16 protein-coding genes and 1 pseudogene are annotated in these 13,575 nt (G+C 53.0%); all 17 read right to left on the bottom strand.

Going from position 1 to position 13,575, the window contains the following annotated elements; all coding sequences use genetic code 11:
* Positions 1-1,367: type IV secretory system conjugative DNA transfer family protein (locus tag U8U01_RS07205; protein ID WP_322172919.1), on the bottom strand; the 1,367-nt coding region annotated here is incomplete at its 3' end.
* On the bottom strand, positions 1,346-2,263 hold the full coding sequence (locus U8U01_RS07200; protein ID WP_322172917.1) for a DUF3991 and toprim domain-containing protein: 918 nt from the start codon (positions 2,261-2,263) through the stop codon (positions 1,346-1,348). The genes U8U01_RS07200 and U8U01_RS07205, both read right to left, overlap by 22 nt.
* A gap of 60 nt (positions 2,264-2,323) precedes the next feature.
* A complete protein-coding gene (locus tag U8U01_RS07195; protein WP_322172916.1) occupies positions 2,324-2,602 on the bottom strand; it encodes a DUF6809 family protein in 279 nt (92 codons plus the stop codon).
* 102 nt (positions 2,603-2,704) lie between these two features.
* Positions 2,705-4,048, bottom strand: a complete 1,344-nt coding sequence (gene mobP3, locus U8U01_RS07190) for a MobP3 family relaxase (protein WP_322172914.1) — start codon at positions 4,046-4,048, stop codon at positions 2,705-2,707.
* Positions 4,036-4,440 (bottom strand): hypothetical protein, encoded by a 405-nt coding sequence (locus tag U8U01_RS07185; protein ID WP_290463003.1) that lies wholly within the window; start codon positions 4,438-4,440, stop codon positions 4,036-4,038. Before U8U01_RS07185 ends, mobP3 begins: the two co-directional genes overlap by 13 nt.
* A gap of 398 nt (positions 4,441-4,838) precedes the next feature.
* Positions 4,839-5,234, bottom strand: coding sequence for a hypothetical protein (locus U8U01_RS07180; RefSeq protein WP_322172912.1), 396 nt, complete (start codon positions 5,232-5,234; stop codon positions 4,839-4,841).
* Between the two features lie 12 nt (positions 5,235-5,246).
* The gene (locus U8U01_RS07175) at positions 5,247-5,849 is read right to left on the bottom strand and encodes a gamma-glutamylcyclotransferase family protein (RefSeq protein WP_322172910.1); all 603 of its coding nucleotides are present in this window, start codon (positions 5,847-5,849) and stop codon (positions 5,247-5,249) included.
* 13 nt (positions 5,850-5,862) lie between these two features.
* Complete coding sequence (locus tag U8U01_RS07170) at positions 5,863-6,882, bottom strand: amidoligase family protein (RefSeq protein WP_322172909.1); 1,020 nt, start codon at positions 6,880-6,882, stop codon at positions 5,863-5,865.
* Positions 6,879-7,172 (bottom strand): DUF6103 family protein, encoded by a 294-nt coding sequence (locus U8U01_RS07165; protein WP_217959701.1) that lies wholly within the window; start codon positions 7,170-7,172, stop codon positions 6,879-6,881. Before U8U01_RS07165 ends, U8U01_RS07170 begins: the two co-directional genes overlap by 4 nt.
* A 14-nt stretch (positions 7,173-7,186) precedes the next feature.
* Positions 7,187-7,786 carry a DUF6329 domain-containing protein gene (locus tag U8U01_RS07160; RefSeq protein WP_322172906.1) on the bottom strand — a complete coding sequence of 200 codons (600 nt, stop codon included), beginning with the start codon at positions 7,784-7,786 and terminating at the stop codon, positions 7,187-7,189.
* Positions 7,749-8,237: pseudogene (locus U8U01_RS17435) on the bottom strand (CHAP domain-containing protein); the annotation flags it as partial. The pseudogene U8U01_RS17435 and the gene U8U01_RS07160, both read right to left, overlap by 38 nt.
* 473 nt (positions 8,238-8,710) lie before the next feature.
* Complete coding sequence (locus tag U8U01_RS07150) at positions 8,711-10,546, bottom strand: VirB4 family type IV secretion system protein (RefSeq protein ID WP_322172902.1); 1,836 nt, start codon at positions 10,544-10,546, stop codon at positions 8,711-8,713.
* Positions 10,547-10,561: 15 nt separating this feature from the next.
* Positions 10,562-11,341: a class B sortase gene (locus tag U8U01_RS07145; protein ID WP_304584773.1), complete on the bottom strand. Its 780-nt coding sequence runs from the start codon at positions 11,339-11,341 to the stop codon at positions 10,562-10,564.
* 4 nt (positions 11,342-11,345) lie between these two features.
* A complete protein-coding gene (locus U8U01_RS07140; RefSeq protein ID WP_304584772.1) occupies positions 11,346-11,933 on the bottom strand; it encodes a hypothetical protein in 588 nt (195 codons plus the stop codon).
* 4 nt (positions 11,934-11,937) lie between these two features.
* Positions 11,938-12,198 carry a hypothetical protein gene (locus U8U01_RS07135; RefSeq protein WP_161929595.1) on the bottom strand — a complete coding sequence of 87 codons (261 nt, stop codon included), beginning with the start codon at positions 12,196-12,198 and terminating at the stop codon, positions 11,938-11,940.
* Positions 12,195-12,578, bottom strand: coding sequence for a hypothetical protein (locus U8U01_RS07130; RefSeq protein ID WP_322172899.1), 384 nt, complete (start codon positions 12,576-12,578; stop codon positions 12,195-12,197). The genes U8U01_RS07135 and U8U01_RS07130 overlap by 4 nt, the downstream gene beginning before the upstream one ends.
* Positions 12,579-12,585: 7 nt before the next feature.
* Positions 12,586-13,557 carry a conjugal transfer protein TrbL family protein gene (locus U8U01_RS07125; protein WP_322172896.1) on the bottom strand — a complete coding sequence of 324 codons (972 nt, stop codon included), beginning with the start codon at positions 13,555-13,557 and terminating at the stop codon, positions 12,586-12,588.
* Between the last annotated feature and the right edge of the window lie 18 nt (positions 13,558-13,575).

Raw genomic sequence — 13,575 nt, 5'->3', positions numbered from 1 at the left:
TTGGGTGCAAAACCGCCGAAGATGATATCCTGCAAATTATCTACGATAATCTCTGCACCCTCTTTGCCATAGTTCTTTTCCAGCTGTGAAAAGGATTGGATGATAGGCACAATCTGCAAGCGCCGGGAGCGGGAGGCAGAGAACATCATTTCAGCGGACTCAATCTTTGGAATGGTGCCAAATTCGTCAGCGAAGAATACACATCGATTCTTCAGCTTGCCGCCGTTTTCATCAGCTACAGACAGAATCTCCCGATAGAGCTGCTGGATTATGAGCGAAATCATAAAAAACGAATTGGGATTTTCCTCGGGTAAGATAACGAACACGGCGCACTTTTCATTGCAAAATCTTTCTGCGTCTATTTCCGTATCAAAGCATAAAATTTGCTCTAATTCGCTGTCGAGGAACGAATTCAAGCGAGACAATGCGGTACCCATAACACTGGCCATAGATTCCTTTGAAGTATTCAGCGCGGCCCCGGCAAACCATTTAGCCTTGTGGTCATTGGGCAGCATGGCCATGAGCTGCTGGAATTGGTTTTGTCCTTTTTGCTGGGAGGGAGCCAGTAGCTCCTGGATGATTTTGAACACGGACACGATGTGCCGTTTCTGCGGCTCGCAGAACTCACCCACCAGCAAGATGGTGGCTGTCAGCAGTCCCTCGGCGGCATCGTAAAAATAGGCGTTGTCGCCAAAAGACGCGCCGTCCATACCGGACAGGATGATGGTCTTGGCAATGATTTTTGCGTACTTTTCAGCCTTTGCCTTGTATGCCAGCTGGTCGGGGTATTCAAGATAGGCATCCATATATTTGTTTACCAGGTGGAGCAGGTTGTTACCGTGGGAGCGGGTGGGATTGCGCAGGTCGATTACCGAAACATGGTAGCCGTATCTTTCTGCAATGGCGCCATAATTTCGTGCCAGGTCCCCCTTTGTATCGCTTGATAACCAGCTCATGCCGGATGCACAGGCGTACTCAATGCAGGGATACAGCCAATAAGCGGTTTTCCCAACACCAGCCGCACCGATCATCATCGTGTGAACGTCGCCGGTGTCCACCATGGCAACAGTTTCTTTTCTGCCGGTACATCCCATAACAATGCCTTGGGGGAGTGCCTGCCCATTTTCCAGCGTAGGTTCCTGACCATGAGCAGCCTGCTCTCTCCAGCGTTCCGGCGTAAATGGGACGTGCTGGTACACTTTTCTTATCTCTGCTTTCGTTGCCCACCGAGCCGTACCGTGCTGCCCGTCGCCAACCGTCTTTGCCTTGATATTATTGAGGTTGTAGATATGCGCCAGCAACGTCACGCCCGACAGGGCGCAAAACATGAGAGCCGCCACGAAAATCAACGGCGCGATATTTGGCATGACTGCTCCACCTCCAATCCGTCACCACATAGCAAATCCTCGTTCCAGTCTTTGCTGACCGGCACGAGGATTTCGGAATTTACACCCTGCATGATGAGTTTTGCGGTAATCCGTTGTGCGGCAAGCTGGCCCGGCTCGTCGCTATCGAAGCAGATGGTCACTTTGTTGATGCCAGGATTATCTGCCAGACATTGAAACAACACTTTATCCGAAACAGAACAAGCCGCCGCATAGCTGTGATTGTGCCAGCCGTTCTTGTTCATAGAGATGAATGAGAGCATATCGATGGGGGCCTCGAACAAATAGAGGCGGTCACTCCTACCATTCCAGTGAAAACTGTACTCTGGTACACTTCCCACAGCATTGCCTTTGTAGGTGGACGCAGAACTGGTTCCCCGCTTATTTGCGTGACGAGGGAAGCCGTATTTATCAAAGCCAACGAACACCACGTTGTGGTACGGTGCGGATTCGTAAATCATCTTCTTGTGAACGAAAGCATACAACACATCCTTGTCAATACCTCGTTTGCTCAACAGATAGGCAAATACCCGCCGCATATTGTCGTTGGCGGGAGGCAGTTCGAACTTGGACGGTGCCTTTTGCGCAGGCGGCATAACGGAAAGCATACCATCACTCCGGCCCAGCAAATATTCCATTGCTTCCGGGTAAGATTTGTGGTAGAATTTTCTCACGAAGTCGATGGAATCGCCGCCCACCTGCTCGTACTGGTGAAACCATAGGTTACCCCGGATGGTAACTTTTTGCGAACCATCCAGCCACTCCAACTCCGAGCCGGATTTGCGTAAAGTTTCACCCTGGCTGCGGAGCAGGCCAGCAAGGTCGGTGCGCCGGGCCTTTTCTTTCTGCTCGTCTGTAAAAGGGATATATCCTGACATTGCTCTCCTTTCCAAGAGAAAAGCCGTGCTCAGCGGCACGGCATCCTCTTTCCCAACTTTCTACTTGTCTTGCTTATCCATTTCACCCAATTCCTTTATCAGGCCCACGCCGAAGCGTACACCCTCCGCGAACATACACCGGCATTCCTCGTCACAGATTCCATCGGACAAGTCATCGATCCGATCCAGCAGCTGGTGGTCATCGCCAGACAGCTTCTCACGCAGTTCGTCTATCAGCTTTTGCTTTTCTTCATTAAGCCGCTGGTACTTTTCTGTTGCGGGCTTAACGGTTTCGGCGGGATAGATTTGGCCATCGTAGAGCATATCAAGTATTTTCATAGTGCCACCTCCTATCACAATCATGCCCAATCCATTGCCATAAATCCAGTGAAATCGAGTGGGCAAACCTACAGAAAATTTCATAAAAATTCATACATATTTTTACCCCTGCCTCAAACCCTGCGCCTGCTTTTTCTCGTTGATTCTCCGGCGCAGCTTGCGGTCGACACTCTTATCCTGATAGACAGGCCGTACCTCATTTTGCAAGATCTGACTGGTCTGCTGGAGCAGGTGCAGAGCGTTCATACCAATGCCAGTACAAGCAACTGACAGCGAGTGCCCATGTGTGATTTCGACATCATCTTCAACCACGTCTTGGTTCTGCTGACTATCCAACATCAAATCCATAGCTGCCTGGATGATGACGTTCTTAATCACTTTAAACTCTTTGTTTTGTGACAACGGCACTCTCTCCGGCAGACTACTGTTGTAGGTGCGCAGCACGTTTTCCCTCTGCTCATACCACAAATCATAAAGTGTAGAGATACGATTGTCCTTTGCAATCTCATCGACGATGGAATCAATAAGAGCTTTTACATCTGCCTTGAGGTACCCATACACCTTTTTGCCTTTGGTGCGAGACAGCCGCCGGGCAAGCTGCACCAGCAGTTCCTCCAAATGCGGATCAGAATATCCGCCAGCATTTATCTGCGCAACAATTTCAGCCAGTACATCCCTGCTCTCAGAACGTAGCCGGTTCCTGTGTTCCGTCTGCTTTTCATAGATGCACAGTAAATCCTGGGAAAAAATATCTTTCGCAAAAGAGGAGCGCAATTTTTGCACACCTTGCTTAGTGAGGTATCCCTCACTTTCCACGGTGGAGTACGCAATGAGATGCACATGAGGATGATGTCCCTCGTTGTGAAACGCCGCGAACCACTTGAGGTGTCCCATAGGGATGCGCAGGTTTTCAGAGAGCGCCTGGGTCTGGGTGCGGAGCATATCCCGCCAGCGGGAGCCGTTGTCAAAGCCCAGCCGTTCTGCATCTTCCCGGCGCAGAGAAATAATCACCGTCCACACGTTGCCGCCGTAGTTGTTGAGCTCCTGTGACACCTTTGCAAGATTCACTTGCACACCGTCATCTGTGAACAGCCCATGGGAACCGAAGCGTTCAGCGCGGGGGCGGGTTGCAATATAGTCAGCGTAGGTTTTCGCATTCAGCGCAACAGCGGCATTGTCCTCAATCGCGCGGGAGATGAACTCAGAAGCAGATTCCACCGTCTGCTTGTGCAAATAATCTTCGTATTCCAGCATATCTCGAGTATCAGGAAAGTCACGGAGAATTTTCTTGATGAGATGTTTCTGATTCCAAGTGACCGGCGCAAACTTTTTGGTGTCATCGATTTTCTCCACGCCATCACGAGTAGCGATATATTTTGCGTACCCGCCACGCCCCTGACGAGCGCTTGGTTTCAGAAACTTAAACTTCGTGACTAACTTTGCCACTCGACCGCATCCTCAAACCTGAAATTTCCGTTGAGCCTTTTTACCTCTTGGACACATTCACCGCGCAGCCGTGCAAGAGAGATTTCATCTATCTCGCTGCTGGCGGCAACCACGTTCATGAGCATGGCCAGCTCTACTGCCAGCTTGAACATCATCTTGCTCTGGCGGTTATCACTCTCAGCGACAATACTTTTCATGTTGGACAGGAGCGCGTTGGGCAAGTACGAGGTATCTTCGTCCGCCGTGACGTGCCCCACGTAATAGCAGATTGCCCGGTCAATGAACTCGGACTGGCTTTTGCTCTTGTCCTTGCGGTAGTTGTTTTTGACCAGCTCCAGCGTACTGGGGTACGCCCATAGCAGAAATTTCTTTTTCCCTTTTGGTGCGGGCATGGCTTCACCCCCTTCTAAATTTCGCAACCCTACTCAAAACATCGTATTTCCGGCTTTTTTCGGCACTACAACCACCCATACTGCTGGTACCTCCAACAGCAACCCACCCTGAAATTCGCATGACCAAAAGCCCGAAAACGCTCGACGCGACCGGCATTGCCGGGCGCAGTGAACCGTAGGATGGGTGCAGCGCAACCCACCTCACTTTCTCCCGCTTGCATTTCGACCTTGCCGAAACCGCCCCAAAACCAGCGATTCTGGGACTTGTCCAAACCAGCCCCACGCTGGCCCAACACGGCCTGCGCCGGTGCAGGGCCGAGTGTTTTCCCGACCCAGCCCCGCAAGCCCCGGCACGGGGCCACAGGTTGGGCAACACGGGCCGACCCTGCTGGCAAGTCCTATCCGATTTTCTTGTCCGGCGGCATAATGCCCTCCAACCGCTCAAAGCAGCACTCGGTATAGGAGAGGTCGTTCTCCGCGACGATCCTATCCAGCACCGCCAGCATATCGGACTCTTTCAGGCTGGCGCGATCGCTGGGGCAGTCAAAACAAATCCACTCTGAGGAGCCGGGGGAGTCCTTGACGTACACATCATACCCCAGTCGCAGAGTAACATCCGACAGAAACAGTACCGCGTTTATCTTCATACAGCCCACGGTCAGGCTGGCGGCGATGGTATCATCCATGTGCTGGGGAGCCTGCCGCCGCAGGCGGGACACCTCCCTCTCCGTCATGAACCGCTGGTACACATACTCGGCACCCAGCGCTTTTTTCACTTCCTTAACGCGATTCATCATCGTGCCCCCTCACATATGAAAGTGAAAATCATACCCCTCACTCTCGTCCTCATCGTCATCCACATCCTCCCATTCATCTTCGTCCTCATCCTCCAAATCCTCATCTTCCTCCGGCTCATCCTCGTCATAATCGAACAGTGACTGCTGCTGGTACATCGAAGCCACGTTATAATAGCGCTGGGTGCTGCTCTGCAAAGCCTGTTCCAGCACATCAGTGTCCAGGCCACAATCCTTGTAGCCCTGACGCACGGTAGCGTAGTAACTTGGGGACGGCAGATTGAAATTCATGCGCGGGTTCATGATATACACCATCGCGCTGACCTCTCGATTGCCCATCTGCACCTGCACATCCCGCTTGAAATAATGGCTGGGGAAGCCCTCATACATATCAAGCGCGCGTTCATCTCTGGCCTGAATCTCCCAAATGCCCACCGGCACCGAAGCACCATCCTTGCGGCCAATGGTGGCGAAAGCCGAACGCTCCCGGCCCTTGAACTGCAATTCATAGCCCTGCAGCTCACCTGTGCCAACGTATTTTGCCGTGGGACAACGGTATCGCATCTGCCCCTTGTTGAGATTGCTGCCATAGGCAACGTATAATTTTTTAGCCAATTTTCTCATCCTTTCACATACTCATTCGAGGTTCTTCTGATTCATCCTGCGCTTCATCTTCCTCCGAAATTGGAGGAACAGGCGCCAGTTCCATAGCCTGGGCAACGGATTCCGCCAGCCTTTTCTCAGCCAGCCGCTGTTTCTGAGCCTCGGCCTGGGCAGGATCTTTCCAGGCAATATTGCCGTCCAGATTCTTCAGCAGATGGTGCCGGGCTGTCTTGAACTCGTCACCAATCAGCCCCAGCCGCAGAAGCCAAACCCGGAAGGTATACTTCTCGTTGCTGCTCTGGGTCTTGATTCTGGAGGCGGATTTCTGTACCAGTGCCTGATGGCTGATTGCCATGCAAAGCTGGATATACGACTTGATTTCCCCGGCATGGAGTGTGGAATTAAAGAGCCGGAATTCGATGGTACCTTTGGAAAACACCGAGTGCAGATTGAACCCATGGTACCGGCTTTCATCATAGTGGTAATTCCTGCCAGAGCGTCCGTTGTACCAGATGGACTCCAAGGTATCCATAGACGTGGGGCGCTTTGCGTTCAGCTCGTCCAGAAACCGGGTATCGGCCTTGGCACAGTAATGCTCCCGGTTGACGTTCACCTTGAGGGTCTTATAGAGCAGCTCCTCTTTCGCTGCCATGATATTGACAATGTTGCGGAGCGTTTTCACATCATGAGGCGAGGCGTCAATGTGAACATGAATTCCACAAGAGGCGTTGACCTTGGCCCCAGCGGAGCGCAGTTTGCGAATCAATTCTTGAATGGTTTCGATGTCCTCGTACTTGCAGATAGGAGACACAAACTCTACGGCGTAGGCGCTATTTCGGGATTCACCACGCCTGGATTCTCTGCGAATAGAAGCATCACTGACCACTTTCCATTGCCGGTTATCGTTGTCGCGCACCGTGTAGGTGTCGTAACCGCCGCCCACATGGGTGGCGCTGGTACCAAAATGACCGGCAATTACCTGGACGGCTGCGGCCCTGGTAATGCCGGTCATCTCGATTTCAATACCAAATTTTTGTGTCCTCAAAAGCTATCACGGCTTTCCGGGAGAGGCGCAGGGGAGACTGGCTGAACGTCAGCAGCCGGTTCTGGCTCTGCCGCAGGCCGGGGACGCTTGCGTTTCTCCGCAGGCTTCGGCTCCATGCCGGAACGTAAATCCAGGAACTCCCGGACGTTGCCTGGGACAGCTTTGGCGTAGAGCGCGTCCACGGCAGAGACCATTTCTTGCTCCACAGACTGGCCCTTCTGCTCCAAATAGAGACGGAGCGCCGCCAGCTTTTCCTCGTCGTAGGGGATGGTGATGCTGTCTTTTTTCATGAGAATCATCTCCTTCACATAGACATCCCCGGAGCTTGTTCCTGCACAAACTCCGGGGCGATAGTCAGATAGATTTCGTTCTCGGTGATCTCCACCTCGTCGAACTCCGGGCATTCCGAGAGCATATCCAGAAATAACTGCCGGTCGAAATTGACCATATCCTCGTCGTATACCCGCTGTTCCACCTCGGCATCTACATCAGAATACGGCAAGGTGAATGCGCCATCCTCCTGTTCTGCCACCGCCTGTTGGACGTATTTCTCCACCAGGCCATCCATCTGCACACAAAAATCCCGCAGGGACGGATAGCGGTTCATAAGGGAAAGCGTCCGTGCGCCGGACAAATATGCGGCATACCGGGCGTAGGCAAAGCCCTCGGAATTCACAAGGATTCCATCATCGATGCCCTCACAGAGCACCAGCATTCCGTGGGTGACACCATGCTCGTCCATATACATCTCACTGGCGTGCTCCATAATAAAGGGCTGGGGCTGTAGCAGATCCTCCTTAAATTTGCGGAATTCTCCTGGCGGCAGCTCCACCGTATGGACGATCTCCCAGGGCGGGGCAAGGATCTCAGGTTCCCTCCACTGGGGCGTTACTTTCACTATCACTTTCCGTACCTCCTGATTCATATTTTGGCGTGCCATACCCCAGAATCTCAAAGTACCCTATGGGGTAGCTGTTCTGCTGACAAGCGTCGCCGGAGTTGCCCTCAATGGTGTACACCCTGCCGTTCTCCACCTTCTCCACGATGCCCACATGGTCAGGGCTGCCGTCCTGGATGCCGTTTTCGTCCAGCCAGTCAAAGAAGATAATAGCCCCTGACGTGGGCGTGGCGGAACCGTCCTGCCAGAGATTCCTTGCTTTGAACCATCCAGCCCCCTGTTCACAGCCCGAAAACCGTGGTATAATACCGCTGTCGATATAGCCACATTGGTCGGCGCACCAGCTTACAAAGCAGGCGCACCACTCCACACGGGAGGGGAACCCATACCAACTCCAGTACGGTTCGCCGCCTACATTGCCGAGCTGGGAGCGGGCCACGTCCACGATCTGCCGGTTCACAAAAGACATGATTTTCTCGAAGTCCTCCGGGTCGATGTCCGTTCCGAATGCAGCATTCACGGCGGCAATGAGTTCCGCATGGGTTTGGCCCTCTACGAAACAGCCTGCCAGCTTTTCAACAAACCCTGGCTCGTGGGCAAAGTCCCCCAGAGCGAACAGGAACAGCACCAGAGCCTCCTTGAGCCGTTTTTCTTGCCCTCTGGCGGTCAGGGCCGCCTGAATCTCGCTGCCGGTGTCCTCGATAAATAGCAGGTCGACCCGCTGCTCCGGGGTCAAATTTTGCACAGCCAGGCGCTGGAACTTCGGCACGTCTATCTCAAAATCCGCGCTAAAAATGGCGATCACCGCCGCTATGGGCATGATGACCGCCACCAGCAAGGTCAGCACAACAGCCAATACTTTCTTGAGAGTTTTGGGATCTGACAGCAGAGCAACAGCGATTTTCTTGAGCGCCGCGCCCAGCGCTGCACTCATCGCCCACCAGCCTTTCCGAACAAGGCGGACTTATAATCCGGGGCAATCACCTGCAACAGATACCGCTCATTGCCGCAGCGGTACAGACAGGTGCCGCGCTCCGGGTACTTTATGAGTTCAAATTCGCTGGGCTCCACCTGCAAGGCATCCATGAAATCTTTGGGGTTGATCTGTCCGGCGTTGAACAAAAACTGGTGGGTGGGAATGCTGAACAGAGGTTTCGTGAACTCCCGGATAGACGGAATAAGAAAATCTTCAATGTTCTGGCTGGCCAGAATAATCGAGGAATCCTTCTTGCGCACCCGCTTCATGGCGTTGCGGATATACTCGATTGCCGTCATATTCGTCAGGAACAGGTATAACTCGTCGATGCTGGCGGCGGTGTTGCCCTTGCCCAGCAGCTCGTTGGACATATAGGAGAGAATGTTGAACAGCATGGCGTCCTTGAGCCGCTTGTTGGTGTCCATGAGGCCCTTTACCCCGAAGCACAGGAACCTATCGTCCACAATATTGGTGTGCCCGTTGAAATACTTGGACTCCGCCCCCACGCACATGGAGTGGATGCCCAGGCACACCTCCTGGAGCATTTCTTCGGTGTAGAGATATTTTCTTTCTCTGTCATAGGTGTGGAATTCCTCCTGGCACAGCTTATAGAAGTCGGAGAGGATGGGGAAGTCGCAGGGCTTTTTCGTGGCGTAGTCGGTACTGTCTGTGATGCCGAACCGGGCATACAGTTTCATGAGCAGGATTTCAATGGTGTCGATCTGCGCGTCGGTGAAATCTTTATACGCCCGGAAGAAGTCTTTCAGGAACGCAATGTGCTGGCTCAAACGAGTGACACGTTTGAAGGCATCCGGCGTAGCGTAGTCTACCTCCCCGGAGCCGTCCGTCCATGCCTTGGGTTCCAAGGGGTTTATGGTGTACTCCCCGGACATAAAGTCGATATAGCAGCCGCCCAGGGCGCGGGTCAATTCCTCGTACTCTGATTCCGCGTCCAGGCAGATGCAGGTCTTGCCGGACTCCCGCAGATTTGTTAAAATGAGTTTCAGCAGGTAGGACTTGCCCTGCCCGGAATTGCCGAGGATGAGGATGTTGCTGGTGGTCTTGTCCTCGGCCCGGCGGTCGAAATCCACCAGAACATTGGAGCCGTACTTGTCCCGCCCGATATATAGGCCGTGGGGGTCGGTCTTGCCAGAGAAGTTAAAGGGATACAAATTGGCAACGCTGGATGCTGGTAATACCCGCTCATACTGCGCCCCAAACTGGTTGGCGCCCACAGGCAGAACGGAAAGGAAGCCCTCTTTCTGCCGCAGAGTCAGGCGGTCTACGGAGATTTTTGAGCGGGTCAGCTCCATGGATATCTCACTCTGGAGCTCCTTGAGCTTGTCGAGACTTCGGGCCTTTAGCTCGATAAAAACGGAACAGTGAAGCAGAGGTTCCTTGTTCTTTCGCAGGTTAGCGAGGAGTTCCACCACATCCTGGAGGTTTCCCTGGGCCTCTATGGTTTCGTTTACGTCGTTGCCCCCGGACATGAGCTTGTTCTTGCGGGTGGCATTTTGTAGGATTTTCCTCTGCTCCATAGGCTCCACCAACCTGTGGTAGATACGCAGTGTGACCCCGCTACGGTCGGCCAGCTGGGAGAGAATCGCCTGTTCCTCCGTGCTGGGCGGGTACTCCCGCACCACCCACACGCTGCGGTAGCTGTCGCCCACGATATAATAATCGCTCATAAAGCGCACCGAGCCCGGCAGGATGCAGTCGAAAAAATCCTTGGTACGGATAGCCTCCAACTGGGCCGGATTCATCTTTTTGTTCTTTTTCTTCTTGGACATAGTCACACAACCTTTCTATAATTTTGCCGCCAGCACAAGCAGTCTGCCGTTGTGGGCGGAGTCGTAGCAGGTGGACAATGTTAAAATCTGGCTGCCATATTCAGGTGCAGAGCTGATGGAAAACAGCGCCTTGCCAATGACTTTATCAACAGCGCTGTTGAAATCTTCCGCACTATTGGCACCTACGAACTTGTACCATTCATCATTACTTTTGACCCAGGCCACAGCAAACACCCGATATTCCGCGCAGCCATCTGCGGTCTGAAATTCCACAATGGGGTGGGCCTTGCAAAAGTCCTCCTGTACATACCCTTGCAGCCCGGCGAACATCGTGCCGTTCATCATGTTGTGTCCGTAGATGATGAGGTTGCCGCTGTCAAGGCTGCATCGGAAATCGAGAAAAGGGACACCCGATTCACTGTACTCGCCCTGAAAATTTCGGCGAAGGTATTTTTCAGGATCATTCGGCGTGTGCATGACAGGATAGTTGATGTCGGTTTCAGGAATACACAGCCATCCCACAAAGTCCTCATTCATGGCGAACAGTTCGGAGAGATCGCGGCGCTGCTCTTGTGATTCTTCTTCAGAATCGGGGGTGGGAGTGGCTGTAGCCGCTGGATGCTCATCGGCTGCGGGAGGCCCTGTTGGGGTAGGGCTGGCAGCAGGGCTTTTTACGGTCACCAGCTTGGCGAGCTGCTCGAAATCTTCTTTTTCTTTCTGCCGTGACAGCAGTTCCCGGCCCACCATATATCCGCAGACCAGCAGAACAGCCAGTGACAGCAAAGCCAGAATCACAAATCTAATCCTCCGGTTCATATTGTCCTACCTCAAAAAACTGGCCGCCGTCCGTATCCGGCAGCTGGTCGCCGTTCATGCTGGCGTCGAAATAAATGGCAAGAAAGCGCTTGATGTCGCTCTTTCTCATGCGCCGCACTTCAAAGCCCTGCTCGGATATCACTTTCTCAATCCGGTTCACAGCTTGAAACACCTGATCTGCTTTCATGCCTTTACATCGGCTGATGAACAGAAATTGTCGAGCTGTGGCCATCTCCGCCTGTGCCCGGTCGAGCATTTCCCTGTCCTGCTCCAAGAGCTGCCGAACCAGCGGATTCCCTTCCTCCTGGAGCCGCCCCCGCAGATACGCCTGGTTATCATCGAAGCACTCACAGGAGTCGGTGCAGGTGATCTCAATGTCGGGGATTGCGGACAGCACCATCATGAGATGGCGAATCTTTATCTCGATGTTGGCATGGGACAGCACTGAAATATTGGTGGGAGACACCAGAAAAAACAAGAGCTCGCCACGGTTTGTGGCAAGCCCGTATCTGGTGAAGTTCTGGATGCCCATGAGCTCCTGAGTGGAGCGCCCCTTTTTCTTTTTGCCCATGTCGTTACCTCCAATCGTAGATTTGCTGGCTTGAAATGAAATAACGCACAGCATATTTCAGGAAATCCAGCACTGTGGCGTCATCCATGCGGATGGTGAGAAATCCAAAGCACAGCGTCACCGCCGCAGGCACCATGAAGTGAAGCTGCACCAGCGCCAGCACCGAAAGCAGCGCCGCCACGCACAGGATAGCGAAATCCCGCAGACTCCACAGCCAGAGATTCGCTGTCGCTTTCAGGTTTTGCGGATATAAATAGGTTGTCATTTTATCCCTCCCATCGTTGGCCCCACAGTGAATTCATCACAAAATTCCTGGGGCGTTTGGTCGTACTGTTCCCGGATTTTCTCCGTGATCATATCTTTAATGAACTGCGATTCACCAGCGGTCGGCTCATAGTCAAAGTACGAGGAGCCATCATCCCGGCTGATCTCGCACTCAATGCGGAGCGTATCTTCAAAAGGATTGAACTTGCCGTACATATTCAGCCAGGCACCCTCGTCCGCGCTGGTGTGGACGCCGAACTTCTTATCCACGTCAAACCAAGTTTCGATATAAACTGTGATCTCCTGCCCGATATCGCCGTCCACCTCCATGTCCGAGTCGATGGCGATGTCATTGCGTTCCAATTCCAGATTATCTTTCATAGGCACCTCACGCTATGGCCTTTGCCACAGAGCGCGTCATATTGACCGCCGTACTGGTGGCGTGTACCACGCTCATCATATTCACCTTGACCGAGCTGTCCAGCCCAAACTGCTGGGCAATCCTCGGCACCTCACCCGCCGCCAACATGATCCCCAGGGCCAGCAGCATATTGTCCGAGAACGTCAGCAGACCAAGGAACAGCAGGGTTGTCTGCAAGAAAGCCGTCAAGCACAGCGCAATGATCTGCTTGACCCACTGGTTGAATCCGTCCGTATAACCTCTGGGAACCGAGAACATATAGAGCGCCCCCACTGCCATTTGGATTAAGAGGATGCCCCCGCGCTTGATATTTGCGAAGAAAATTTTCATCACGCAGTAGGCAAAGGCTACCAGCGCCAGCAGTTCAAACAGCCCTATTACGGTATTCTGGGGCAGCACAAAATTCGCCGTCAGGATGGCGATGCTCTGCTCGGAAAGCCCCTGCGCCTGCTGCCCGGAGAAGATTCTGGTGAGGTCGCCCGCGAAGGTATTTTGCAAACTGATGCAAAACTTATAGAGCTCCACCGGTAAAATGCCAATAAGCGAACAGGCAAAAAAGCCCTTCAGGACGTTTATCGCCGTGGTCTTGACGCTGGCCCTGCCGGTCTGGTATTCTATGGCTATATCGAAAACAGCTACCACCGTTCCTGCAATGAATAGTGACCAGCCGAAAAGTGTAAACAGGGATATGGTCGCACTGACCCAGTTCAGGTCGAAGATATCCGCGCCCATATTGCCCATCATGGTGAAGAAGTCGCTGGCCGCGTCAAAAATCGTGTTGTAAAACCATCGTATCATGGCGTCCCAGATGGCTGCGGACACCTGCTCTCCAATCGTATCGAACACCCCGCCAACAGCACTTCCGATGCCGCCGAGGATGTCGCCTAACCAATCAAAAATGTTGACCACCTCCGAAAAATGTAAGCAGGAGGAGCGCATTGCCCCTCCCACTTCGTG

This window comes from Acutalibacter caecimuris, from assembly GCF_034335085.1.
Lineage (GTDB): Bacteria > Bacillota > Clostridia > Oscillospirales > Acutalibacteraceae > Acutalibacter > Acutalibacter caecimuris.
The sequence above is the reverse complement of the archived record's forward strand: the minus strand, read 5'-3'. Positions and strand labels throughout refer to the sequence as shown.